Raw genomic sequence first — 25263 nt, forward strand, 5'->3', positions numbered from 1 at the left:
ATAAACTTGCGCCGATTCTGAACTTGAGGAGATTTCTGATGAGTGAAATGCAAGGCTTCATCCTGCACGCCAAGACCCGCCCGGAAAAATCAGATGCCTTCGAAGCGTTTTTCAGCGGCCATGTGCAAGCGAGTCGCGCCGAGCCCGGCTGCATCGAGTACCACATGCTGCGCGACAAACAGGACCCGACCCTGTTCATCTTCTACGAGATCTGGCAGTCCCAGGCGCACCTCGACGTGCACTCGAACCTGCCGCACATGCAGCAATTCCGCAGCATGCGCTTGGAATACCTGGAGCGGGATTTTGATATCCGCGCCATCGAGATGCTTAGCCCGTCTTCCGCTACCCGCTGATCAGCAAATGGCCGCCGAGCAGGCCGAGGCCGATGAAGAACACGCGCTTGAACAGCACGGCGCTGATCCGCTGACGAAGCCATTGGCCAAGCAACATGCCGAGCACTGCCGGGATCAACGCCAGCAACGACGCACTTAACTCGCCACCGCCGAGGGCGCCGCGCCATAACAGGCCGGCGGCCAGGGCGAGGGTCGAGACGGTGAACGACAGGCCCAAGGCCTGCACCAGTTCATCCTTGCTCAAACCCAGTGCTTGCAGATACGGCACCGCCGGAATCACGAAGACGCCGGTGGCCGAGGTGATGACGCCCGTCACCACACCGCACAGCGGACCGAGCCAGCGTTCGCTCTGACCACCCACGCGCAGGGTTGGCAGGAATAGACCGCTCAGTGCGTAGAGCATCAGCGCCCCGCCCAACGCCCGCACCACCCAATGACCACCGGCCATGCCGATCCACACCGTGCCCGCCCCGGTGCCAATGAAGATCGCCAGGAGCATCGGCCACAATCGTTTGATCAAGCCGAGCAAATACCCACCGAATGCCAGTTGCCAGACATTCGTGAGGGTTGCCGGGATGATCAACAACGCCGCAGCCTGCGACGGCGCCATAGCCAGGCCGAGCAGGCCCATGGCGATGGTGGGTAATCCGAGGCCGATCACGCCTTTGATCATGCCGGCCAGCAGGAATGTGGCGATCACCAGCAGAGAAAGGGTCAGGCCGAGGTTTTGATAGAACGTGGAGAGAGTATTCATGGGGCTATGGTGAGCCTGGACTGGCGGGTTGAAAATCTGCCATATACTGAGGCTGCCTCTTGTTTTGGCAGAGGCTGAACGCTATATCGATGCAACTGACGCCTTCGCGGGCAAGCCCGCTCCCACAGGTATTGCGACAAAAACCCTGTGGGAGCGGGCTTGCCCGCGAAGGCGCCCGTCCAGACAACACACCTCCCGAGGCTGCACCGATGCACTTCGACCTGACCGACCTGCGCCTCTACCTGCACACCCTCGACACCGGCAACATCACCGCAGGCGCCAGCCGCAGCCATTTATCCCTGGCAGCAGCGAGCGCGCGCATCCGTTCGATGGAATCGTCAATCGGCATCGACTTCCTGGACCGTGGTCGTCGCGGTGTCACACCGACCCCGGCCGGCAAAGCCCTGGCGAAACACGCGCGCTTGCTGCTGCAACAAGCCGAGCACCTGCAACAGGAACTGGCGGAATACGCCAANGGCGTCAAAGGTCAGGTGCGGTTGCTGTGCAATACCACCGCGATCACCGAATACCTGCCGGAGTTGCTCGCCGACTTTCTGCGCGAGCATCCGAATCTCGACATCGACCTTCAAGAATTGCCCAGCGCCCGCATCACCCATGCGCTGCGCCAAGGGGCGGCAGAGCTCGGCATCGTGTCCGACGCGGTGGACACCGATGACCTGCACACCCGGCCGTTTCGCGATGATCCGCTGGTGTTGATCCTGCCCCCGGAGCATCCCATCGCCGATCAACCGTCACTGACCTTCGCCGACACCTTGAGCCACGACTACGTGGCCCTGGGCGCCAGCAGTGCCTTGGCCATCCACCTGGAAGAACAGGCCTTGCACATTGGCCAGCGCATGCCGATCCGAATTCGCGCCGACGGCTTCGACGGGGTCATTCGCATGGTCGCTCGCGGTGCGGGGCTGGCCATCGTGCCGCGGGTGGCCATCGAGCGCTGGCCGCAGGGTCACGCGGTCACGTCCCGTTCTCTGCCCGAAGACTGGGCCAACCGCACACTGAAAATCTGTACCCGCGACGTCGACAGCCTGCCCGGTTACGCCCGGGCCTTGCTCGAGGCGCTGACACCGGGAACGCCTTGACTCTACCGTTAGGGGCAGACTCTATGCTGCGAGCTTCATTTCAGGAGTACACGCGATGAGCAAACGAATGCTCGTGATTCTGGGTCACCCCTCCACCGACAGTTTCTGCGGGGCGCTGAGCGAAACTTACGTCCAGGCCGCCAAGGATGCCGGTCATGACGTGCGCCTGCTGCGTCTGGATGCGTTGGACTTCGACCCGGTCCTGCACGAGGGCTATCACACGATCCAGCCGCTGGAGCCGGACCTTTTGCAAGCCCAGGCCGATATCACCTGGGCCGAACACCTGACGTTCGTTTATCCGATCTGGTGGGGCGGGATACCGGCCTTGATGAAGGGCTTTGTCGACCGCATTTTCCTGCCCGGCTTTGCCTTCAAATACCGTGAGGGCAAGGCCTTCCCCGACAAACTGCTCAAGGGCCGGACCGCCCATTTGCTGGTGACCATGGACACGCCGCCCTGGTATTACAAATGGGTCTATCGCATGCCCGGCCTGCACCAGATGCGCAAGACGACCCTTGAGTTCTGCGGCATCAAGCCGTTGAAGACCCTGACTTTCGGGCCGATCCTGGGTTCCAAGTCGAGCCAGCGCGACGCCTGGCTGGAACAGGCCCGGGTCACCGCCAGCCGCTGACACGCCCCGCTGTTTGCTGACGGTACGCCCTCGCCGTCAGCCCCTCCCCACGTTCCCTTCAAACGGTCGTTCGTCGGTTGTGCGCGTCATTTACACGCCGCTGCAACCTTAGAATGTTATTCATTATATTATTCGCTCCGATCAGGCATGAGGCCTGGTCGTGCTACGCCCTGTTTGTTCATCGAGACGGATCTTTATGTATATCGGCAAAGCCGCCCAGCTGTCAGGCACCACAGTCAAAAGCATTCGCCATTACGAAGAAATCGGCCTGTTACCCGAGCCCAAGCGTGAAGGCAAATACCGCATCTACAGCCAGCAGAGTGTCGAGGTGTTGACGTTCATCAAGTGCGCCCAGCAACTGGGTTTCAAGCTCAAAGAGCTGCAGGTGATGTTGAACAACTACCACGGTGATGAATTCCCGTGGGACATGGCGCACAAAGCAATCGCCGAAAAAAAGACCGAGCTGGTCTCCCAGATCGGCGCTCTACAACAATTGCACAACGGCCTCGAAGAATTCGAAAGCAACCTCAACGATGCCCGAGAGGAATGTCAGTTCGAGCGTATCGCCCGCTATGGCGAAAAAAACCCGAGCAATACGCTGAACTGAAGACCCTGCTGCGCTGGAGTAACCGGCTCGCAGGCCACTAGAGTGCCTGCGGTGCCGGTCATCAGGTCAGCTCAAGGCAGGCTTCCCCATTGCTCGATCTTTTTCCGGCAGCGGCGCCACCGGAACAATCGCCGCGAAGAACCACGGCGACACCAGCGTCACCAGCAGAATGGTCATGACACCGCTGGAAAACAGCGCCATCGCCACCAGTGCGCCCAGATCGACAATCGGCTTGAAGTCGGAAAACAGCAGCGCCATGAAGCCCACGGAGAAAATCACCACGTTGACCACGGTCGAACGGCCGACGCTGTGCATCGCCTGCAAGATGGCCGCATCGATATGAATCCCTTGCTCCACCAGCAATTTGATCCGTGACAGCAGGTGCACCGCGTAATCGACCACGCCGACCACCAGGAACGTCACCAGTGTCGTGCCGATGTTCAGTTCGATGCCGAACAGGAACATGAAGCCGTAAACCGTCACCGAGGTGGTCAACAGGGTCAGCATGCCGAGAACGCCCAACCGTACCGACTTGAGCCAATACATCATCATCAGCGTGACCACCAGCAACGCCAGGGAAAAACTCAGGACCTGGCCCTGGGTGATTTCCTGTAGCACGCCCGTCCAGATCAGCGGCGTGCCGGCGTGCGTTACTTCGAGGTTGGCCGGTTTGTTCACCAGTAACCAGGCATCGAGCCGATCCAGCATGCTCTGGTAGTCGCTGGCCACTGACGAGGTCATGGTGTACAGCGTCAGCGCCTTGGAATAGTCGGCATTGAGCACGTTGTTGAGGTCCGAGCCACCGCCGTTCTCGAACAGCATCACGTGCTGTTCGATCAGCGAGTTACCCGGCACCTCGAACCGCTCGACCTGTCCCTCGTCATTGACCGACGTCACCTTCTCCAGCGCCAGGGGCACGCGCAAGTAGTCGGGGTTCATGTCGTTGAGCACCAGGTTCATGCGCTTGACGTAAGTGGCCAGGGAATAGCCGTAACTGACATGCGGTTGCTGCTTGATGAAGTGGTCGAGCTTGTCGATGAACTGCACCACCTCCGTGGTCAGCACGCCGCGCGGTTCTTTGCTGTCGATGGCGATCCAGCCCGGAGCGGTGCCCGCGACCCCGGCCTGGTTGATGAACTCGTCCGAAACGCGAATATGGCTCTCGGGCTTGAAGTAGGCGATACCCGAGTCTTCGATATCGACGCGAAAGGTGAACACCGTCATCAAGATCAGCAACGGCAGTGTCACGATCAAGATCGGTTTGCGCCACTGGATCAACCGCGCGCAGAACGCCACCAGATAACGCGAAATGATCGACTCCTTGTGTACGGCAGCAAGGGTTTTCGGCGTCTGATCCTTGCCCCAGATCGAGATCCAGGCTGGAATCAGCAACAGCGAAATGATCAGCGCCGCCGTCAGGCCGATGGACATGAACACGCCAAAATTGCGGATGCTGACAATGTTGTTGGTGGTGGAAATCATGAAGGTGGCGATGGTGGTCACCGTCGTCAACACCACCGGCACCACCATCAGCCGTTGCGTCTCGCGATTGGCTTCGCGGTTACTTTTACCGGCGTTCTTCTGCTCGTAGTACTCGGCCATCACATGGATCGCGTCCGAACAGCAAATGGTGAACAGAAACACCGGCAGGACGCTGGTCAACAAGTCGAACGGCACCCGCAACAAGGCCATCAGGCCCAGTGTCCAGATGGTGCAGAACAGGATGTTGAACAGCGGCAACAGCACGCCCAGCGGTTTGCGGAAGAAGAAAATCAACAGCAGGGTGATCAGCAAAAAGACAATCGGAAACAGCACCGCCAGGTCATGGTCGATGATCTCCTGCTGGGCCGCGATGAAGATCGGCATGCCGGCAATGGAGATATCGTCCTTGAACCCGGGGTGCGCCGCCTGATAGTCCGCGACGATGCCGCGAACAATCTGGTAGGCGCGCAACTGCGCCTGGGCATCGTCTTGCTTGGTGCCCAACTCGGCCACCAGCATCGCGACTTTTTTGTCCTTGGACACCACCCCGTCGACCATCAGCTCGTTGCCCATGATCTGCGACTCGACGAGCGCCGGGTCCATGTCGTAGGCGTTGAGGGTCTTGTGGATCAGCAACTCGCCATCGTGGGTCAGTACGATGTTTTCCAGGTCGCCCATGGACGCCATTTCGCGGATAGGGTTGATTCGCTCGGCGAGAAAAGTCAGGAAGAGCTGATCATGGGCATCCCAGTTCTGGCTCTGGGCGTAATCACGCAGAGCCTTGGCCTGGGCGTAATCGTTCTGGGAAAAACCGTTTTCCAGAATGTCGCGTGTCAACAGTTGCGCACGACTGTCGTCTGGGTACTTCGCAACGATTTGCGTCAACTGTTCCTTATCGGCGTCGTTGGCCAGAATCATCTTGCGCACCGATTGCGACATCGAAAACAGTGCGTTGAGGGTCTGCTTGTTGAACACCGTCTGCGGGTTGTTGATGGCCACCATCACCGAGTCGAACGTACCGGTGAACTCGCTTTGCAAGTCGATGATGGTCTTGCGCGCAGGATGGGTTTCCTTGAGCAGATAAGGGTTGGTGTCGGAGATCAGCGAGCCCAGCGTATAGGTGAAGTACGCCGTGACCACCACCAGCAGGAAAACGATCGCCCGCGCATAGCGCTCGACGAAGTTCAGGTATCTTTCCATGAGCATGCGTTCCAGGGTCGTCGGGGTCGGCGCTTAGCGGGCAGACACGGCAAAGTCCGGCACGTCGCCGGTTTTCAGCCCGCGCTTGATGGCGGTCTGGGTGAACAAACGGTCTTCCAGTTGCACGTTGTATTGCAGGTGGTTGAAGCGCATCTCTGAACGCGTGCCGTCGATGAAGTGTTCGGTCTCGCTCAGCACGATGCTGTCGATCGCGTCGATGGTCTCGACCTTTTGCGTGCGCATCTGCTTGACCAGCACGCCTTTGACGTCAAAGAAGTCCTGACGCATGACCAGGAAATTCTGCTTGTCGATCCACACTTTCAGTTTGTTGTAGCCGGTCTTGGCCAACACCTCGGGTGACGCCGGCTCACGCTCGATCACGTAGCAGTCGCGACCCTTGACCTGCTCTTCGCCGACCAGCGTCTGGGTGTAATCCTTGACCCGGATCTTGTCGAGGTCGGCGTAGGAGTACTCGCTGCCCATGAACGAGCCGCGTTTGTCGGTGGTGGAGATCCGCCGCGTCTGGCGGCTGACCGGCAAGTACATCCACTGGCTGTCTTCCTGACCCAGGGTTTCGTGGGGGTTTTCGATATGAAAGGCCACGTCGCGCACGTCGGTGGGCGCGGAGAAATACATGCTGAATTTGTCGCTGTCCGGGTAATCCTTTTGCAAGTAGGTGAACTCACGAACCCGGGTATTGCCCTTCTTGTCGTGGAGGATCAGCGACACTTGGGACATGAAGCTTTTACCGTCGTTTCGATCCCGCACCTGGCGGATGATTTCATCGGCATTCTGGCCGTCGGCGGCAGTGGCGCAAGCGCCGCTCAGGATCAGTGCGGCAGCGGTGAGACTTTTTAATAGCGGCAACATGGGAACTTCCCTTTTCGTCAGATGAATATGGTCGAGCCAAAGCGCCAGGGGCACGCAGGCGTCATGGGGTTAAAACAGGTAACCGGCGGACAGCCGCACTTGGTCGCGGTTGTCGTACTCGCCGAAGGGTTTGTCGGGCTTGCCGAAGAACACATCCACTTCCAGCCCGAGCTTGATCCAGTCCACCGGCTTGTAGGTGAAGATGCCTTGCAACAGCGCATCGTCTTTGAACGGTGGCGAGGCGGCGACCACCAGCCGGCTCTTGAGGCGGTCCTGCCAATGAGTGCCTTCGGCCGACAGGGTGAACAGGTGCTCGCGCTTGTCTTGCAGCATGCCGTCCTGCCAGTCGAGCAATTGCTGCTGCTGCCATTGCAGGGAAATCAGCCAGTCGCGCAGCAAGTAGTCGACGCCCAGCAACGACTTGACCATCGGCGTGCTGTCGGCGCCATAGGCACGGGTCGGATTGGTCACCCGCCAGTTGTCGAACCAGGCAATTTCGCTGCGCACCACAATGCTGTGACCGGCGTCGATCGCCAGCCCCGCGCCGCCCATGGTGTAACGGGGGAACTGGCGCTCCAGCCGAGTGCGACCGTCATCGGCCAGGCCTTCGACGGCGTACACCGGGTCCTGTTGACGGGCGTTCAGTGCGACGAAACTGGTGTCCACCGAACCGATCCGGCCGTTGGCGCTCAAGCCATATGAAAAGCCCTTGTCACCGTCGTAGCCGGGCTTGGAATCCAGCAGAAAGTATTGCGGATCCGGTACGGCAAACAGCGGCGCGTCGAACTCGCTGCCCGCCACCGGCGGCTGGTTTTTCACAAACTCGGTGATCCACAGCGCCTCCAGTTCCCACTCGCCCACCGGTTGCGCAAACCGCACCATGGGCACCGCGATCCGGCTGTCTTCCAGTAGCGGAGTCAGGCCATCGCGATAGTCCACCGGGTTGATCTGATCGAGCACCCGCAACTCATCGGCACGGCCCCAGACCACTTGCTGCCAGCCGACAGTCACCTCGCCGTCGCCCACCGACTGGCCCCAGTACAGATGGCGCCAGTCGGCATCGAAACGGTATTTTTCCCGCGCCCTTTCGCTGTACGGATTGTTGCCGTCGTAGCGGGCGTCGTAACGCACCCGGCCCTTGGCCTTGTAGTAACCACCGTCCCAGTTGTCTTCCAGGTTGGCCTTGAAATAGACGGCCTTCTGGGTGACCTGGTCGTCACCGTGCAAGCGCAACGCGGTGGCCACGCCGACTTCGGCGTCGGCGTAATCCGGCTTGAAGTCCTCGACCGTCAATTCAGCCAACGCCGGTTGCGCGGCCATGCACGCCAAAACCGCCCACGCAGTGCGGCTGATGTGTAATCCCTGCATGGCTACATTCCCAACCCGACACCGCCGTCGATCACCAGGCTCTGGGCGGTGACCCCGCCCGCTTCGGGACTGGCCAGGTAACGCACCATCGCCGCGACTTCTTCGCTTTGAATGAAGCGGCGCATCGGCAGTTTCTTCTTGGCGTTGCGCAGGATCTGTTCCTGGGTCAGCCCGGCAATCGCCGCTTGCGCCGCCAGTTCACCTTGCAGCATCGGCGTATCGATCCACGCGGGGAGAATCGCATTCACCGTGATCAGCCGGGGCGCCAGGTCCATCGCCAGGGCTTTGGTCATGCCGACGATGCCGTGCTTGGAAGCGCAGTACGCGGTGTTGCGGACCTTGCCGGCGCGGCCGAGGATCGACGACATGTTGATGATCCGCCCGCGATCCGGCATCAACGGCAGGCACAACGAAGTGACGTAGAACGTGCCGTTGAGGTTGACCGAAATCACCTTGTGCCAGTTGTGCAAATCTTCCGGTTCATTCTCGTTGCAGATGCCGGCGCTGTTGACCAGCACGTCGACGTAATCCACCTGCTTGGCGAGCATTTTGAAGAACGCTTCCATGCCCGGCAGGTCGGCAATGTTGGCGGCATGGGTTTCTACCCGGGCCTTGATCTGCCCGTGTTGCTCGTCGACCCAGCGTTGCAGTTCCGGCAAATCCAGGTCCAGCAGGATCAAGCGGTGACTGGCGTCGGCGGCAAAATTCTCCGCCACCGCCCGGCCGATGCCCTTGGCGGCACCGGTAATCAGAATGGTCCGGCTCATGGCATTTTCAACCCGCCGTTGACCGGCAAGACCTCACCCGTCAGGTACAAACCGCGATCAGCGATGTACAACACTGCCTCGGCAATTTCATGGGGTTCGGCGTAACGCTTGATCAGCAACCGCGACTGGATTTCCTGTTCCTGACTGCCGATCAGTGCCGTGCTCATTTCCGTGTTGACGATGCCGGGGGCCACCGCATTCACCCGGATGTTGCGCGGCGCCAGTTCCACCGCCAGGGCACGGGTCAGCGCTTCGACGCCGCCCTTGGCCGCGGCATAGTTGCTTTGCCCCTTGCCGGGTTTCTGCGCCGCCACCGAACTGATGTTGACGATGCAACCGCTGCGCTGGCGCATCATGGACGGCACCGCCTGCTGGCAGCAGAGCAAGGTGCCGATCAGGTTGGTCTGGATCACCTCGATGATGTCGCGACTCGGCATCGTCGCCAGCAACCCGTCACGGGTGATGCCGGCGTTATTGACCAGCAGATCGACGCGCTGGAAATGCTGGTCGACGCGTTCGAAAAAGCCCTTGATGCTGTCACCGCTGCTGACATCGCATTGCAGCGCCAGACAGTCGAGGCCCAATGCCTGGACCTCGTCACGTAACGACATGGCGGCCATTTCGTCGCGCACATAACTGAATGCAATCTGATAACCCGCGCCGGCCAGGGCCAGGACGATCGCCCGGCCGATGCCACGACTGCCACCGGTCACCACTGCTACTTTATTCGGCATGACCGTTCCTTAGAGTGAGTTGTCAGTCTTGAATTGCGCGAGGCTGAAGCCGTGGGTCGCGGCAAGCGCACGAATCTGCTGCACTTGCTCGCGGCTGATATCGCCGTAGGAGTAGTGCTGTTTCATCCCGGACAAGCCCATCAACACCGACTCCGCCATGCAGGCGTACAGCTGACCTTCCTTGAGGTAGGCACGCACGTTGCGGATCAGGCCATCGCCCAGCGGGGTCTGGACAATTCCGCCGTGCATGTAGAGCACGTCGGGCCGTTGGCTGGAGAGGTTCTGATCGACGTTCAGCGGCACCGCGATGTCGCAGATCACGCTGTTTTCGGCGAAGTGTCCGGCACCGAGAAACGGTTGAGGAGCGTTCGCGGCACAGAGCACGATGCGCGCCTGTTGCAGCACATCAAGGTCATTGCTGACGGTGATGAATGCATTCGCGCCCAAGCGCTCTTCGACCAGGCGCTGCACGCGCAAACCGAGGTCGGCACCGGCACCGTGGGCCTGCAACAACGCGTCGATGCCGTCGAGTTTCTGCAAGCGACTGGCAAGGCGGTCGTGCGCGGCGACACCCTTGATAATCGCGCGGGCGGCCTCGGCGTAAATCAGCTGGGCGGTCTTCTCCAGGCGCCGCAGGGAACCGTCGCGACCGCTACCGATCAGGATCAGGTGTTCGACACTGGTGGACAACAACGAGGCGTAAGTCGAAGCAATGTTGCCGGCCGCGCCGACCACCGCCGCCGTCTGTTCACCCAGTTCCAGGCCTTGCTGTTTGCAGCCCTGCTCGATGGCTTCCAGGCCCATGCCGATGGTCAGCGCATTACCGGAAGTCAGCGCCATGTCGGGGATTTTCAGCGCCTGACAGTTGTTGGTGACGATCGAGGTGTACATGCCCAGGCCGGCCACGCTGTAACCATCGGCCCGTGCATCACGGATGCGATTGCCGACTTCGTCGCGGATGGTGTCCAGGTCACCACTGGCGATGTACTCGGCCATGGCATCGGAGTCCATGCACAACGGGTACAGGGTGAACTCCACGGCGGTGCCGAGTTTCGAGCGAATCAGCACCGGGCCGATGGGGGCAGCACGCCGCTCGGGAGCCATGCGCTTGATGAACTCGCGTTTCTGATCGGCGCTGAGGGTGGACAGCGACGGGTCGACATCGCTGAGCATGTCCGAATCGATCAGGTGGTTGATGAACGCCACGCGCGCCACCACGCGGACACTGCCGTCAGGCTTTGGGAGGTCTTCAGGCTCCTTGAAGCTGACCTCACGGGCCGGTACTTCGCGGATGCTGTCGGCGCACACCCCGGCCGCCAGCGGGAAGGCATCGCGGCGACGCAACATGTCGCAGACCTTTTGCAACGAGCCGATCAAGCCGTCGATTTCCTCGAAAGTGATGCACACCGGTGGCTCCAGGCGAATCACATTGGCATTGCTGCCCGACGGCGCGACCCGCAGCGATTCGAATTGCAGCAGGTAGCCGGCGATGATGTAACCCAGCGCATCGTTGTACTGCGCCGATGCCTGGACCAGCGAACTGGTGCCGGTCAGGTCGTGCAGTTCGAACCCCAGCAACAAGCCGCGACCACGCACATCGGCAATCACATCCGGGTACGCGGCCTTGAGTTCGAGCAACGACGACTTGAGGTATTCGCCTTTTTTATTCACGTCCTTGAGCATCGCGCTATCGTTCGCAAACAAGCGGCGCAACGCCGACAGGGCGATATGGCACGAGGCATCGTCTTCGGCGAAGGTCGAACTGTGGATGTAGCTGAAATCGGTTTCGTAGTGACTGGCGCGGATGACGGTCGCGGCAATTTTCATCAGGCCACCGCCCAGCGCTTTGGACAGGCAGTAGTAATCGCCCTGCAAGTTGAAATGACTGGCGCCGAGCAACGTGCCGGTGCGGCCGAAACCCGATTGCACTTCGTCGATGATCAACGGGCATTGCTGCTCGTTGCACAGGCGACGCAGGCCCAGGTAGAACTCGCTGGTGAACTCGTTGATGCCGCCCTCGCCCTGGATCGGCTCCAGCAACACCGCCGTGATCGCACTGAAGGCTTCACGGCGTACCTGCAAGGTCTCGCCGCTCCACTCCAGACTCAACCAATGCCGTGTGTGACGAGCCGGCAAATCCTGGAGTTGCTGAGGTTGCTGCGGATCAATGAACTCGACGTTAAGACCAAAACGAGCGAATGGCTGGCGGTACTGCTTGCCGTAGGTCAGTTGGACGGTGTTCACCAGTTTGCCGTGGAAGCTGCCGCGCAGGGCGACGAACACCGGCTCGACATGCAACTGCGCAAGGTTGTGTTGACGCACCGCTTCCACCACTTGGCGCACGGTCACGTAAGACAGGTTTTCCGGCAGCAACCCGGCGGGCAGGTCAAGGTCGTCGACGTCCAGTTCGACATAGGCCTTGTCGCTGGCGGTCAGGTTGGCGAGGGCAAAATCCCGCTCGTCGAACTGCTTCTGCAAGGTTTTCTGGCGACGGTATTCGGCGTGCTTGACGGCGATTTCCACCGACTCGGCGCCACTGTTGGAGAAGGTCGAAATGTAGCGCTCGCTGTTGTTCAGCTCACGGTTGAACGCTTCGCTGAGTTCGCGTCCCAGCTTACCGGCCGAACTGCGCACGGACATCTGCGCATTGAACGGCACATCGGCGCGTAGCAGACCGCAGAGTTGATCGACGAACTGCGGGTCATTGTGGCCAAACAACGCAGCGCCGTAACCGCCTAGAAAGTCGGTGACGGTCACTTCGGCGCCCTGTTTGTCGCGGTAAAACAGTTTGCTGCCCAGCGCCCGGTGGAACTGGCACTCCAGGCCCAGTGCCTGCATCAGTTCAACAAATTTTGGTCGAACGTAATCGCGGTAATCCATGACAGTCATATCCCTTGATCAGAAAAGTAGAGGCGATTCAATGCGCTAAAACGGCTAGTCGGTCGACTGATAGTCGAGCTGGTAACAGGCGCTGAAACCGTTGTCGTCGCGGTTGATAATCAGGCAGTCACGCAGCACCGCGTCGCGTCCCTCACCGAGCACAAACGGCAGGTGCGGGTCCACCGGTTGCTGCAATCCAATGATCGGTGGCACACGCTGGGCAAGCAGTGCGTTGCGCGCCAGGATCAGGTCGACCAGGCTCGGCGCGCCGCTGAGGATGCCGGTCACCGGCACGCTGCTGGTGATGTGCGCAGCGCCGGCGCGGGCGAGCGTGCGGGCCAGGTCGGCGTCTTTTTGCGGATCGCCGCTGGCGCTGCTGACCAGCAAATCGACCTGCTTGTCCGGCAGGTTCAACGAGCCCAGCCGCGGATGGGCGAAGAGTGCCGACAGACACGTCTGCGGGCCATCCGGCAGATCGTCCACCCGGCGCAGAATCAGCGCCGCCGCCCCTTCACCGGCAATCCCGCCCGTGCCTTGACGATCGAATGCACGCAGGGTCTGGGAACCGTTGGTGCTGATCACGCCGGCCTCGGCCAGCGCGGCCAGCGCCAACGGATCGAGTTCACTGCCGGCGCCGACCACAATCGCCGCATCGACACGACCGCTTTGCAACGCTGCGCACGCCTCGCGTAACGCCGCCAGGTTGCCAGCCACGCCTTGCATGTAAGCGTTGCACTCGCACTCCAGTTTCAGCGCCAGACTGACAATCCCGAGCAAGCCGTTGCTCAGGCTTTTGAGCACCAGGAACGGGTCGAGCGCGCGCTCCTGCAACACCCGCTGAGCGAGGCGCCGCATGTCGGCACCGGACTCATCGCGGCACTCGTGAAGCAATTCACCATAGGCCGCCAACGACGGATGGGTGTATCCACCCTGGCAGCAATAGAGGCCGTAGCGCAGGCTGTCATTGCCCGGTTCAAGCCCCGCTTCGGCCAAGGCCTGACGCACCGCGCTGACACCCCAGATCACGGCCGGCGGGCAGTAGCGCTGGAGGTTCTGGGCCACGTCCTGGCGACTGGTTTGATGGTCTTCATCACTGACATGCCCGAAGGCCGCCACGCGCTCACTGTGGAACACTTTCGATTGCAGCACGGCAATGCCGCTGCGGGCTTCACTGGCCGCCGACCAGAAACGTTGCACGCCCCAGCCGCTGGGTAATACGCAACCGCTGCCGGCGATCGCAATACGCACAGTAGCGCCCGTCATTGTGTGTGCTCCCGATATTTGCCAAGGGCCAGCGAGGTGTTCAGGCCACCAAAACCGAAGGAGTTGCTCAAGGCAAAATCCACCCGACGGCTGACCGCTTGCCCGGCGCAATAGTCCAGGTCGCACTGTTCATCGAGCTCATGCAGGTTCACGGTCGGCGTGACCAGATCGTTCAGGCATGCCAGGGCCGTGACCATGCACTCCGGCGCACCGGCGGCGGCAATCAAGTGCCCGAATTGCGACTTGTTGGCACTGACGGCCAGGGAACGGTAGTGCTTGTGCTCGGCGAACACACTTTTGATCGCCAGGGTTTCGGCGACGTCGTTGAGCGGCGTCGACGTGCCGTGGGCGTTGATCAGATCGATCTGTTGCGCACGCAGGCCGGCGTCGTCCAGCGCGGCTTGCATCGCCAGCGCCGCGCCCCGGCCTTCGGGTTGCGGGGCGGTGACCTTGTAGGCGTCCAGGCTGCTGCCGAAGCCGAGCACCTCGGCATACGGCGTCGCCCCTCGCGCCAGTGCATGTTCAAGGCTTTCCAGTACCACGAAACCACCGCCCTCGCCGGCAATCAGGCCACTGCGATCACGGTCGAACGGCCGGCACAGATCAACGCCCCAGCGCTGCTCGCTCGAGGCCGCGCCGAGCAGGTACAGCGCGGCCATGGTGTCGAGGTTCAGCACCGAATCGGCACCACCGGCAATCGCCACACTCACTTCACCGCGGCGAATCATCTGGAAGGCATTGCCGATGGCCTGGGAGGCTCCGGCGCACGCGCTGCTGATATTGATCACCGGGCCTTCGCAGCCCAAACCGTCGGCAATCACCCGCGCCAGTCGATCATTGCCCTGACGCAGCGAACCGTCGGCATTGACCTCCCCGGCACGCGGCATCAGGTGTTGCCAGCCTGGAGCGCGGCCATCCGGTGCCTGGGTCAACAGCATGTCAGCCAGCATGTGTTGGGGCGCACCTGAGGCGCAAAGCACGGCGGCGTCACGCAACTGCTCAGGCGCAAGTCCGCTGTCGTTCACCGCCTGGGTGGCGGCCACCCAGCCAAAACGGCTGCGTTTTTCCAATGCAAAGGTCCAGGCCGGATGGTCCTGCAGAGCCTCGGGCAACAGACTCATGTCCACGGCCGCGGCGTAGCGCACCGGGAACGTGCCGTCCTCCACTCCGTCAGGTTGCCATAGGCGCACACAATGTTCGGCGCCGAGCATTTTTTCCCAGAGGGTCTGCCATTCGAAACCGAATCCGGTCACGGCGCCCATGCCGGTAATCACAATCCGTGTCGCACTCATGTGTGCTCCTCCATGGTTTCACTGGCCAGGAGCAAGGCGCCCCAATGACCGGCGCGGCTATGGCTGACCAGCAGCGTGTAGCCCGGTGTCGCCGAGGCGGTGTGGGTGTGGTGCAAGGCCAGCGCGATCTCGGTCAGCAAGGCACTGGCGCCAAGGTCGCCGGTCATGGCCCGGGCGCTGCGAACGTCCCTTGGGTGGTCGGCGATCAGGCTCATCAATTGCGCATCCTCGGGATTGGCAACGATCTGCCCGACGTCACCGAGGCGCAGTTTTTCCACGCTAAGCGCCCGGTCGATCACCCCCCGGCCAACCGCAGCGCCACGTTGTGGATCAGCGCTGTAACCCCGGGCGAACCCGGCGATGCGCAAGGTGATCGGAGTGTCGGGCGCAGGTACCAAGCCGAGCAGCAGCGCCGCGGCCCCCTCGCCATACATCGCCTCGCTGGCTTGATGGGGGTCACGCAGATACAGGGCCGGCGTCAGGTTCGGGCTGCTACTGACCACCAGCGCGGCGTCGGCGCGTTGCTCGACAATCTGCTGGCAGGCTTCGATCAGGGCATCGAGCCCGGCGTTGTCCTGGGAACAGAACCCGCCCATCGGCCCGTGGCATTGCAACGCTTCGGCCACGTAGGCCATCACGCTGCTGTTGAGCAGCGTCAGGGCATGCAGCGGCGGCGTGTTGGCCAACAGTTGCGCCAGAGGCTTTTGCGGTTGCTCACCGATCGCTTGCACCGCGTCCCAGCAAGGGCTTGGCGCATCGACCTCAGGAATGGCCGCCGTCAGGGCGATCCGTGCCGGCGGCAGATTCAGGGCCGCCAGCGCGGGCGCCAGGCGCGCCACGCAATGCAACAGGCGCAGGCCCTGCGGTTCGACGCTGCGCTGGATCTTGCGGTCGAACAGATCGCTGGCCAGACGCGGAGTCGGCAGCGGGTAAGCCCGTCGCGTCGCGTCGAATGCCAAGGGTTGTGACGAGGGTGGCGTCCCGAGCAGGTCGGCACATTCGCTGCCGGCGGCGTTCAATACGGCCGCCGAATGGATGTAAACGGCAATGCTCATGTCATGCCCTCCCCAGAACCAACGAGCTGTTGACGCCGCCGAAACCGAACGAGTTGGACATCACCACGTTGATCGACTGGCGCATCGGCTCGCTGAGAAATTTCAGCGAGGGGTATTCGGTGCGGTCGTGATCGTAGTTCAGGGTCGGCAACAGTACGCCGTCCCGCAGGCTGATCAGCGACAGCACCGCTTCAATCGCTCCGCTGCCCGCCAGGGAATGACCGATGGCCGATTTGTTGGCAGTAAACGTCACGTGTTCCTGGCACTCGCCGAACACCCGCTGCAAGGCCAGGGCTTCGCAACTGTCGTTGGCCTGGGTGGACGTGCCGTGGGTGTTGACGTGTTGCACGGCGCTGCTGAGCAGCCCGGCGTCTTCAATAGCGGCTTCCATGCATTCCTCGTATTTGCTGCCATCCCGGCTGCTGGAGGTCATTTTTTGTGCCTCGCACACATTCGCGTAACCCAGCACACGCCCCAACGGCGTGGCTTTGCGACGTTGGGCATGCTCGGCGGATTCGAGAACAACCATGGCCGCGCCCTCGCTGATCACGAAGCCGCAGCGGTCCGGCATGAACGGTCGGCTCTGCTCGCTCGCCGGCAGGTCGGCCTGGCACAGCGCGCCAAGGCTGTTGAACATGTAATACGGCAACTCGTTGGCCATCAGTTCGACGGCACCGCAAATGGCCAGGTCGATTTCGCCGCGCTCGATCGCCCGATAAGCGCTGCCGATCGCCATGGTGCCGGCGGCGCAGGCATCGGAGTGGGTCGAAATGTGATCGCGGATACCGAGCGTCTCGGCCAGGTGCAGGGTCTGCTGATCGACCCGGCGCCCGAAAAGAGCGCGCGACGCCGCCGGGGTATCCAGCAGTTGATCCAGATCGACACGTCCGGTCTCATCCATGCAGCGACTGGCGCGATGCAGATCGTGACTGTCTGCGCAGTACTTGTTGGCCCCCAGGAACAATCCACTGCGGGCGTGGGCAAAGGCTGTCGGGGTCAGACCGGCGTGCTGCAAGGCTTGTCGGGCGACAAATTCGGCCAGAACGCTTTGCCGCGGATGCAGCGTGGCATTGCCGCCGAATCCCGCGGCGATCTGCTGCCACTGGCCGTCGTCGATAAACCCGGCCGCGCTGTTGTTGAAGCCCAGCGCCTTGAACCGTGGATGTTCGCGAACACAGGACTGCTTCTGGCAGATCCGCTCGAACAACGTGGCGGCGTCCAGTGCCATGGGCGCCACCAGACCGAATCCGGTCACATAGACTTCTCGTGTCCGCATGAGAACTCCTACACCGTCTCTTTGACGTGGGTGGCCACAAACTGCTCCACCAGTTGGCGTGAAACCTCGTCCCCGTCGGCTGGCACCAGCCGCGCACTGCACGCGCCACAGACCACTTGCTGACGTTCGTTCAGCACGGCTTGATGAGCGCCGCAATCGGGGCAGCTTTGCGGCAGATGGTTGAAGAGGTTGCGGCACTGTTGCGCCCAGTTGCGCACCGTAGTGGCGGCAAACACCTGCGCCGGTTGCATACCGGCCTTGAGTTGATCCGGGGAGTAGGCGCTCAGGCTCTGTTCGAGCAAGACCTTGCCGTTCTCAGTGATGCGGCCACCGGCCAGGAATTCGCTGGCGTCGCCGCAGACAGCAACGGCGTGATCCAGCACGCTGGTTTTAGGCAAGGTGCAGCCATACTGACGGCCCAGTTGAAAGCTCAGGTCGACGATGTCCAGCGAGTCGGCACTGAGGTCCTCGACGATACTGCTGTTTTCATCGATATCATCGGCGCTCATCACCAACAATTGCGCGAGGATCTCGCGGGTGCTGGCAATGACATTTTCCAGTTCCAATGGATTGTTCATCTCTATCTCCCTATATCGTGAATGCTTCATGAGTTCCGTATGTGAGAAGTAACTATTCCCACAGCAACTTCTCACGCGGCAGAAATCTAAACTCTGCCCTTAAGGGGAGAGTCAACGAACTCTTTAAAGTTTTTTAACAACTTGAGAAAGGCGTCCGAACGAGCCTGCGCACCGCACTCGATTGGTGCGCAGCCTTGCGCCACTCGACTTATTTACTTAACAAAGGCTGCGTATGGTGGGGCACGCAGTGTCTCGATGGCCAAACATGGGTAGACGCGAAAGTATTAACTTCCGGCTCGCAGGACAGACGTATAAAGAGTAAAAACCGAACAAGTAAAATAGTTATAACTTTATAACTGTCGTGCTATATCAGCGCAGTCGTTAAACACGGCGTGTTGAGGGATGACTAACCAATCCGTGCAAACCGGCACAGCGCTTCTGGGTAACTGAGTGTCGAGCACAGACAACTGACCGAGTGCGGGGCGCTATAGGGTGCGACTTCAGTTCTTGAACCCGCTGCCCGGAGTCCACATGACCGCACCTATTACCGTACTGCGCGACACCCACCCTCTGCCGGTCCTGGATGCCTGCAAATGGGAAAAACTCGAAGGCGACCCGCACACTGTCAACCTCAACGCCTACACCAGCGAAGACGGCAGCAAGATCATGGGCACCTGGATCTGCACACCGGGCAAGTGGTACGTGGAGTACGTGAAGTGGGAATACTGCCATTTCCACGAGGGGTATTGCATCATCACCCCGGAAGGTAAAGAGCCGATCCATCTGCGTGCCGGTGATATTTTCGTCATCGAGCCGGGAATGAAAGGCACGTGGGAAGTGGTTGAAACCGTGCGCAAGTATTTCGTGTTTGCCTGATGCAAAAAACCGGGAACCCGCCCGACGCGGGTTCCCGGAAAACCCTTATTGGGGTTTGCGATAGCTGTTGATGATCGCCGAGAAGTCTTTACCACCTTCCCCACGCTGGCTCATCGCTTGATACNTGGGAAGTGGTCGAGACGGTGCGTAAGTATTTTGTGTTTGCGTGACCCGCAAAAACCCGGGAGCCCGCCAGCGGCAGGCCCCCGGAAAACGCCCTATTCGGGCTTGCGATAGCTGTTGATGATCGCCGAGAAGTCCTTGCCCCCTTCCCCGCGCTGGCTCATCGATTGATACAACTGCTGGGCCACAGCGCCCAGAATCACCGGTTGCTTCGCCTGGCGCGCGGCTTCGGTGGCCAGCCCCAGATCCTTGAGCATCAGTTCGGCACCGAACCCGCCGGTATAACCGCGCGAGGCCGGCGCCGTTTCGACGATGCCGGGCCACGGGTTGTANNTGTCGGAACTCCAGCAACGCCCGGTCGAGCTGTTGATGATCCCGGCCAGCACCTGGGTGTCGATACCCAGCGCATCGCCCAACGCCATGGCTTCACTGACGCCGACCATGCTGATGCCCAGCAGCAGGTTGTTGCAGATCTTGGCGATCTGGCCGGTGCCGACGTCGCCGCAATGCACGATGTTGCGGCCCATCTGCGCCAACACCGGTTGCAGGGTGGCGAACAGTTCTGGCGTGGCGCCGACCATGAAAGTCAGGGTGCCCGCGCTGGCGCCGCCCGTACCGCCAGAGACCGGCGCATCGGCCATGGCCACGCCTTGCTTGGCCGCAGCGGCTGCCACATCGCGCGCAGTCTGCGGGTCGATGGTGCTGCAATCCACGGCTGGCACACCCTTGCCGATCCCGGCGAGCACGCCGTCCTCACCCAGCCACACGCTGCGCACATGCACAGCGGCGGGCAGCATGGTGATGACCAATTCCGCACCTTGCGCCGCTTCACGGGCCGAAGCGCTGATGCTGCCGCCCAGTTGTTCCAGCTCGGCCAGAACGGTCTGGTTCAGGTCGAACAGGTTCAGCGCGTGGCCGGCCTTGATCAGGTTGCGGGCCATGGGCGCGCCCATGTTGCCCAAGCCGATAAAAGCGATTTTCATGTCCCGCTCCTTAACGCAAGTTGATGGTGGTATTCACACCGTCGTTGACGCTGTCGTCATCGAACCAGCGACTGGTGACCGTCTTGGTCTGAGTGTAGAACTGCACCACTTGCTTGCCGTACGGGCCGAGGTCGCCGAGCTTGGAGCCACGCGAACCGGTAAAGCTGAAGAATGGCACCGGCACCGGAATCGGGATGTTGATGCCGACCTGGCCTACATCGATTTCACTCTGGAACTTACGCGCCGCTGCACCGCTTTGGGTGAACAGGCCGGTGCCGTTGCCGAATGGGTTGGCGTTGACCAGCGCGATGGCTTCATCGAGGGTCGCAACTTCGAGCACTACCAGCACCGGGCCGAAGATTTCCTGGGTGTAGATCTGCATATCGGTGGTCACGCCCGAGAACAGGGTCGGGCCGACAAAGTTGCCCTTTTCGAAGCCTGGAACGGTCACGTCGCGACCATCGAGCTCCAGCTTGGCGCCTTCCTTGATGCCGCTTTCGATCAGATCGAGAATCCGCTGTTTGGCTTTTTTCGAGATCACCGGGCCAACGTCAGTGCCCGGCTCGCTGCCGGCATTCACCGTGAGTTTTTGCGCCAGCGCTTTCAGATCAGGCAGCCATTGCTTGGCCGCGCCGACCAGCACCACTACGGACGTAGCCATGCAACGCTGGCCCGCCGCGCCGAAACCGGCGCCGACCAGCGCATTCAAGGTGTGTTCGCGGTTGGCGTCCGGCAGCACCACGGCGTGGTTCTTGGCGCCCATCATCGATTGCACGCGCTTGCCGTGTTTACCGGCCAAGTCGTAGACGTGCGTGCCAACGGCAGTCGAGCCGACGAAGGACACGGCCTTGATGTCTTTATGGGTGCACAGCGCATCCACCACGTCCTTGCCGCCGTGCACCACATTGAGCACGCCAGCCGGTACGCCGGCTTCCAGCGCCAGCTCCACCAGCAACATAGTCGATAGCGGGTCTTGCTCGGATGGTTTGAGCACGAAGGTGTTACCGCAGGCAATCGCCATCGGGAACATCCACAGCGGAATCATCGCCGGGAAGTTGAACGGGGTAATGCCGGCGCACACGCCGATAGGCTGACGCAGGGTGTAGGTATCAACACCGCCGGCGACGTTCTCGGCAAACTCGCCCATTTGCAGGCTGCCGATGGAGCAAGCGTGCTCGACCACTTCCAGGCCGCGGAAGATGTCGCCCTCAGCGTCGGCGATGGTCTTGCCCTGTTCGGCACTCAGGACCACAGCGATGCGTTTGGAGTGTTCACGGATCAGGGCTTGCAGCTTGAGCATGATGCGCATGCGCGCGCCAATAGGCGTCAGCTTCCAGGTCTGGAAGGCGCTGTGGGCGGCGTCGATGGCGGCGTTGACTTCATCGGCGGTGGCGAAAGGGACTTTGGCCAGCACTTGCTGGGTGGCCGGGTTAACGATGTCTTGCCANTCGGTGGTCTGGGACTCGACCCACTCGCCGTTGATCAACAACTTGACGGTCTGGACAGTGGTTTCGTTGGGCGTGAGCGATGCGTTCATGCTGGTCTCCAATACTTATTGTTATGCAGGGAGCCAAGGCGGATAAGTCGCCTTGAGATGAGGCGTGTGTCGCGAATTGGTTGTCGGACTGTTTTTGGAGTATAGATGTGCAAACTTCTAATAAGAACGCACATAAAAGCCGGTCCAATATGCAAAAAAACATCACGTCATTGGGCTCCCTGAACTGGGATGACCTGAAGTTTTTCCTCGAAGTGGCCCGCACCCGCAAGGCCAGCGTGGCCGCCAAGCGCCTGGCGGTGGACTACACCACCGTGTCGCGGCGCATCAGTTCTTTGGAAGTGTCGCTCGGCACCTTGCTGTTCGAAAAATCCCGGACCAGCGGTTTTGTCCTGACCGCCGAAGGTCAGCGATTGCTCGGTTACGCGGAATCGATTGAAAGCACGCTGCACATGGCCTGCGAACAGGTTTCAGGCTCCGGCGTGGCGCTGTCCGGGCATGTCCGCATGGGTTGCACCGAAGGCTTCGGCAGTTTTTTCATCACCCCGCAGCTGAGCCATTTCGTCGACGCCTACCCGGCGATCTCGGTGGACATCCTGCCACTGCCCCACTTCATCAGCCTGTCCAAGCGCGAAGCCGACATCGTCATCGCCCTGGAGCGCCCGGANCATGGCCCTTACGTCTGCTGCAAACTCTGCGATTACAAGCTACAGCTCTACGCGACTCAGGATTATCTGGACAAGCACCCACCGATCCGCCGCCCGGCAGACTTGGGCAAGCATTCATTCATCAGTTATGTCGACGATCTGGCGTTCAGCTCGGAGCTGTTGTACCTGGCGAATGTGTTGCCCGGCGCCAGCGCCAACTTGCGCAGCACCAGCGTGATCGCGCAATTCGTGGCGGCGCAGCAAGGACGGTCATTGGCGATTCTGCCGTGCTTCCTCGCGGCTCAGGACCCGCGCTTGCTGCCGGTGTTGCCGGAAGAGATCAACATCACCCGGCAGTTCTGGATGTACTGCCGCGAGGACCTGCGCAAGCTCAAGCGGATCACCCTGTTGTGGGATTACATCCGCGCCGTCACTGAACAGAATCAGGGTCTGTTGATGGGCGAAAGCCGGGAGATGCTGTTCGCCGACTAATCGGCGCTCACCACGATCGATACCCGGCGGTTTTCGGTGCGACCAGAGGCGGTGTCGTTCGACGTCACCGGCTGACTGCTGCCAAGACCGCGCAGTTGGATGTTTTCTTCTTTCATGCCCACCGTGGTCAGCACCTTGCCGACGCTTTTCGCACGACGCAGGGAGAGCTGTTCGTTGTAGGACTCTTTGCCGGAGGTATCGGTGTGGCCGTCGACCCGCACTCGCTCGATGCCGACACCCAGCAAGGCCTTGCCGATCTGTTGGACGATCCCGGTACTGGCGGCGTTCAGGCTGTCGTCGTCACTGCCAAACAGCACTTTGCCGGATAGACCGAACGCCCAGCCCTCATCGGTCAGCTCGAAGCCTTGCTGTTTGAGTACAGTGATTTGCGCCGGGGTCAGGCCCTTTTGCGGTGCGGTCTGGCACCCGGTCAATGCAAGGACGGCCATGAACAAGGTGATTGCGAAAAATCGCAGGGAACGCTGGGTGATTGAGAACACGACAATTTAGCTCCTGGTGTGTACGTGGGCGACCGGGTGCTCCGACCCGGACGTGTGCTGTGCACCGCGGGAAACGCGCTTGGCCTGGTACATCGCCGCATCGGCGGCATTGAGCAACGCGCCGGGAGTGGCGCCATGATCCGGGTACACGGCAATACCGATACTGAGTGAAGTCAGGACCTGGGTATGACCCGGTAACGGGATTGGGACTTCCATGCTGGCGAGGATCTTGTCAGCAATCCGCTCGGCGTCTTCGGTTTTGTGCAGCGGCGTCAGCAGCACTGCAAATTCGTCGCCGCCCAGACGCGCCACCAGATCCTCTTCGCGCAACTGCGCCCGAACCCTGCTGGCGACGGCAACCAGCACGGCGTCACCGGCGGCATGACCGAAGCTGTCATTGATTTCCTTGAAACGATCGCTGTCGAGAAACAGCACGGCCACGCGCTCATTGAGCTTGTGGGCATTGCGCAGCGCGCGAATCAGTCGGCCTTCGAAAAACGCGCGATTGGGCAGCCCCGTCAGGCTGTCGTGGCTGGCCTGGTGGGCGAGTGTTTCGTTTTCGCTTTGCAGGTGGCTTTGCCAGGATTCGAGTTCATCGAGCAAGGCATTGAAGTCGTTGCCCAGGTTGTCGAGTTCGGCAATGTCGGCGGGCGGCACGCGCCGGTCGAAGGCTCGATCAATGCGAGCCGCGTGAGCCACCGTGGCGAGGCTGCGCAATGGCCCCGTGATCCCGCGAAGTTGTCGGCGCGCCAGATAGAGTGCGACCCAGGCGCTGATGGCCGTGCACAGAATAATGCCCATCAGGCCACTGAGCAGAAAGCGCATCAGGCTGCCACCGTGACCGGTGAGCTGAATGCTGCCGATGTCCCGACCTTGATGAACGATCGGCATGTCGATGGGTTTTTCCAGAAAGGCTTTGGCGATCTGCAATTCCAGATCGGAGAACAAGCCGCTTTCCGGTCGTTGCCAACGGGCCAGTAACCGGCCTTTTTCGTCCAGCACCCTGGCGTCAGCGACTTCTTCAGTGGAGGCGATCAATGCCAGGGCCTCAGTGGCTGCGGCTTTGTCGTTGAACACCACCGCGGCTTCCACGGTGTAGTTGATGGAGCGCGCGATCAGGTGCAGGTTGTGGTCGGCATACACCCGCAACGCCAACACACCCAGCAGGGTCAGCGAGAGGCTGGCCATGGCCACGGCTATCAGGGCGACGATCAAATGTCCGCGGCCAATGACCGAGCGCAAGGTTGGGCGACTATCCGGTTTGAATAGACTCATGGCGCCGCCGGCTTGCGGCGGGACAGTTGCAGCACGCTGGGGTGAATGCGCACGCCGCTGCGGGCGACGGAGTCGAGGTTGACCTCGAAAGACACCTGGTCATCCGTGACCTTCAGGCAAAACAGACTGCCCACGGTGCATTGATCGTCACTTTCGCTGATGCTCAGCACCGGGCGTCCTGTCAGCGAAGCAAAAAGTTGGCGGCGCTCGTCATCGGTCAACTTGCCGATGTACACCGCATCGCATTCACTGACAATCGACGGGTTATCGGCCAACAGCCGGCGCACCACAACCGGACGGCCGGTCGCCTGGGTCGTGCCCTTGACCAGGTCGTCGGTGTATTGGGTCGGCCCGACCACGCACAGGCGCAGTTGTGCAGGCTCAACAGGCCAGCGCGCGTAACTGAGAATCCCGAGGACTACCTGAGTGACCGATCTGGCGCGTTGGTCGGCCATGCTCACCGGAGTTTCCGATTGAGCGAACACAACACCGGTCAGCAAACAAAGAAACCCCGCGAGCAGCACTTGCTTGCGGCCAACGACGCGCCCTGTCGTCCAGACAGCCACCTTCATGCAGGGATTCTCTTCGATGTTACGAAATAATGCCGCAACGATAGCATAGCGTTTACCCCCCAGCGAGGCGGTGCACTACGGCACTTCGGA

At 61.0% G+C, this 25263-nt stretch carries 23 protein-coding genes; 6 read left to right on the plus strand and 17 right to left on the minus strand.

What is annotated here, in order from left to right; translation table 11 throughout:
- Positions 1-38: 38 nt before the first annotated feature.
- Entirely contained in the window at positions 39-353 is a 315-nt protein-coding gene (locus tag B7L09_RS13610) for a putative quinol monooxygenase (protein ID WP_094469235.1), read from the plus strand.
- Here the strand turns inward: B7L09_RS13610 and B7L09_RS13615 are convergent.
- On the minus strand, positions 343-1107 hold the full coding sequence (locus B7L09_RS13615; RefSeq protein ID WP_094469236.1) for a sulfite exporter TauE/SafE family protein: 765 nt from the start codon (positions 1105-1107) through the stop codon (positions 343-345). The two genes, B7L09_RS13610 and B7L09_RS13615, sit on opposite strands and share 11 nt — an antisense overlap.
- Before the next feature lie 209 nt (positions 1108-1316).
- Here B7L09_RS13615 and B7L09_RS13620 point away from each other — a divergent pair, with 209 nt between their 5' ends.
- The 3 genes from B7L09_RS13620 to B7L09_RS13630 all read left to right on the plus strand — a co-directional run bounded on the left by B7L09_RS13620 (position 1317) and on the right by B7L09_RS13630 (position 3445).
- Positions 1317-2207 (plus strand): LysR family transcriptional regulator, encoded by an 891-nt coding sequence (locus B7L09_RS13620; protein ID WP_094469237.1) that lies wholly within the window; start codon positions 1317-1319, stop codon positions 2205-2207.
- Between the two features lie 55 nt (positions 2208-2262).
- Entirely contained in the window at positions 2263-2838 is a 576-nt protein-coding gene (locus B7L09_RS13625) for an NAD(P)H-dependent oxidoreductase (protein ID WP_094469238.1), read from the plus strand.
- A 196-nt stretch (positions 2839-3034) separates the two neighbouring features.
- Positions 3035-3445 carry a MerR family transcriptional regulator gene (locus tag B7L09_RS13630; protein ID WP_094469239.1) on the plus strand — a complete coding sequence of 137 codons (411 nt, stop codon included), beginning with the start codon at positions 3035-3037 and terminating at the stop codon, positions 3443-3445.
- A gap of 66 nt (positions 3446-3511) precedes the next feature.
- On the opposite strand, the gene B7L09_RS13635 is transcribed toward B7L09_RS13630, so the two are convergent.
- The 11 genes from B7L09_RS13635 to B7L09_RS13685 form a co-directional block, all read right to left on the minus strand.
- A complete protein-coding gene (locus B7L09_RS13635) occupies positions 3512-6127 on the minus strand; it encodes an efflux RND transporter permease subunit (RefSeq protein ID WP_094469240.1) in 2616 nt (871 codons plus the stop codon).
- Positions 6128-6160: 33 nt separating this feature from the next.
- Positions 6161-6997, minus strand: coding sequence for an outer membrane lipoprotein-sorting protein (locus B7L09_RS13640; protein ID WP_094469241.1), 837 nt, complete (start codon positions 6995-6997; stop codon positions 6161-6163).
- 69 nt (positions 6998-7066) lie between these two features.
- On the minus strand, positions 7067-8365 hold the full coding sequence (locus B7L09_RS13645; protein ID WP_094469242.1) for a DUF1302 family protein: 1299 nt from the start codon (positions 8363-8365) through the stop codon (positions 7067-7069).
- 2 nt (positions 8366-8367) lie between these two features.
- Positions 8368-9132 carry an SDR family NAD(P)-dependent oxidoreductase gene (locus B7L09_RS13650; protein WP_094469243.1) on the minus strand — a complete coding sequence of 255 codons (765 nt, stop codon included), beginning with the start codon at positions 9130-9132 and terminating at the stop codon, positions 8368-8370.
- The gene (locus tag B7L09_RS13655; protein WP_094469244.1) at positions 9129-9866 is read right to left on the minus strand and encodes a 3-oxoacyl-ACP reductase family protein; all 738 of its coding nucleotides are present in this window, start codon (positions 9864-9866) and stop codon (positions 9129-9131) included. Before B7L09_RS13655 ends, B7L09_RS13650 begins: the two co-directional genes overlap by 4 nt.
- Before the next feature lie 9 nt (positions 9867-9875).
- The gene (locus B7L09_RS13660; RefSeq protein ID WP_094469245.1) at positions 9876-12746 is read right to left on the minus strand and encodes an aminotransferase class III-fold pyridoxal phosphate-dependent enzyme; all 2871 of its coding nucleotides are present in this window, start codon (positions 12744-12746) and stop codon (positions 9876-9878) included.
- A 54-nt stretch (positions 12747-12800) separates the two neighbouring features.
- Positions 12801-14009: a beta-ketoacyl synthase N-terminal-like domain-containing protein gene (locus tag B7L09_RS13665; RefSeq protein WP_094469246.1), complete on the minus strand. Its 1209-nt coding sequence runs from the start codon at positions 14007-14009 to the stop codon at positions 12801-12803.
- On the minus strand, positions 14006-15301 hold the full coding sequence (locus B7L09_RS13670; RefSeq protein ID WP_094469247.1) for a beta-ketoacyl-[acyl-carrier-protein] synthase family protein: 1296 nt from the start codon (positions 15299-15301) through the stop codon (positions 14006-14008). Before B7L09_RS13670 ends, B7L09_RS13665 begins: the two co-directional genes overlap by 4 nt.
- Positions 15298-16356, minus strand: coding sequence for a beta-ketoacyl-[acyl-carrier-protein] synthase family protein (locus tag B7L09_RS13675; protein ID WP_094469248.1), 1059 nt, complete (start codon positions 16354-16356; stop codon positions 15298-15300). The genes B7L09_RS13670 and B7L09_RS13675 overlap by 4 nt, the downstream gene beginning before the upstream one ends.
- Before the next feature lies 1 nt (position 16357).
- Positions 16358-17632, minus strand: a complete 1275-nt coding sequence (locus tag B7L09_RS13680) for a beta-ketoacyl-[acyl-carrier-protein] synthase family protein (protein ID WP_094469249.1) — start codon at positions 17630-17632, stop codon at positions 16358-16360.
- An 8-nt stretch (positions 17633-17640) separates the two neighbouring features.
- Positions 17641-18210 (minus strand): acyl carrier protein, encoded by a 570-nt coding sequence (locus B7L09_RS13685; protein ID WP_094469250.1) that lies wholly within the window; start codon positions 18208-18210, stop codon positions 17641-17643.
- A 531-nt stretch (positions 18211-18741) separates the two neighbouring features.
- On the opposite strand from B7L09_RS13685, the gene B7L09_RS13690 reads away from it, so the two are divergent.
- A complete protein-coding gene (locus tag B7L09_RS13690) occupies positions 18742-19086 on the plus strand; it encodes a cupin domain-containing protein (RefSeq protein ID WP_094469251.1) in 345 nt (114 codons plus the stop codon).
- 218 nt (positions 19087-19304) lie between these two features.
- On the opposite strand, the gene mmsB is transcribed toward B7L09_RS13690, so the two are convergent.
- Together mmsB and B7L09_RS13700 are read right to left on the minus strand one after the other, a co-directional pair.
- Positions 19305-20192: a 3-hydroxyisobutyrate dehydrogenase gene (gene mmsB / locus B7L09_RS13695; RefSeq protein ID WP_094469252.1), complete on the minus strand. Its 888-nt coding sequence runs from the start codon at positions 20190-20192 to the stop codon at positions 19305-19307.
- Between the two features lie 10 nt (positions 20193-20202).
- Entirely contained in the window at positions 20203-21729 is a 1527-nt protein-coding gene (locus B7L09_RS13700; RefSeq protein WP_094469253.1) for a CoA-acylating methylmalonate-semialdehyde dehydrogenase, read from the minus strand.
- 149 nt (positions 21730-21878) lie between these two features.
- On the opposite strand from B7L09_RS13700, the gene B7L09_RS13705 reads away from it, so the two are divergent.
- Positions 21879-22826, plus strand: coding sequence for a LysR family transcriptional regulator (locus B7L09_RS13705; protein WP_094469254.1), 948 nt, complete (start codon positions 21879-21881; stop codon positions 22824-22826).
- On the opposite strand, the gene yfiB is transcribed toward B7L09_RS13705, so the two are convergent.
- Genes yfiB through yfiR form a run of 3 tightly spaced genes read right to left on the minus strand, consistent with a single transcriptional unit; the run spans position 22823 to position 25173 of the window.
- Positions 22823-23326, minus strand: a complete 504-nt coding sequence (yfiB, locus tag B7L09_RS13710) for an outer membrane lipoprotein YfiB (protein WP_176457703.1) — start codon at positions 23324-23326, stop codon at positions 22823-22825. The two genes, B7L09_RS13705 and yfiB, sit on opposite strands and share 4 nt — an antisense overlap.
- A gap of 6 nt (positions 23327-23332) precedes the next feature.
- Entirely contained in the window at positions 23333-24601 is a 1269-nt protein-coding gene (gene dgcN / locus B7L09_RS13715; RefSeq protein WP_094469255.1) for a diguanylate cyclase DgcN/YfiN, read from the minus strand.
- A complete protein-coding gene (yfiR, locus tag B7L09_RS13720; RefSeq protein ID WP_094469256.1) occupies positions 24598-25173 on the minus strand; it encodes a regulatory sequestration protein YfiR in 576 nt (191 codons plus the stop codon). Before yfiR ends, dgcN begins: the two co-directional genes overlap by 4 nt.
- Between the last annotated feature and the right edge of the window lie 90 nt (positions 25174-25263).

Origin of the sequence: Pseudomonas mandelii (genome assembly GCF_002251635.1) — a bacterium.
GTDB lineage: Bacteria > Pseudomonadota > Gammaproteobacteria > Pseudomonadales > Pseudomonadaceae > Aquipseudomonas > Aquipseudomonas mandelii_B.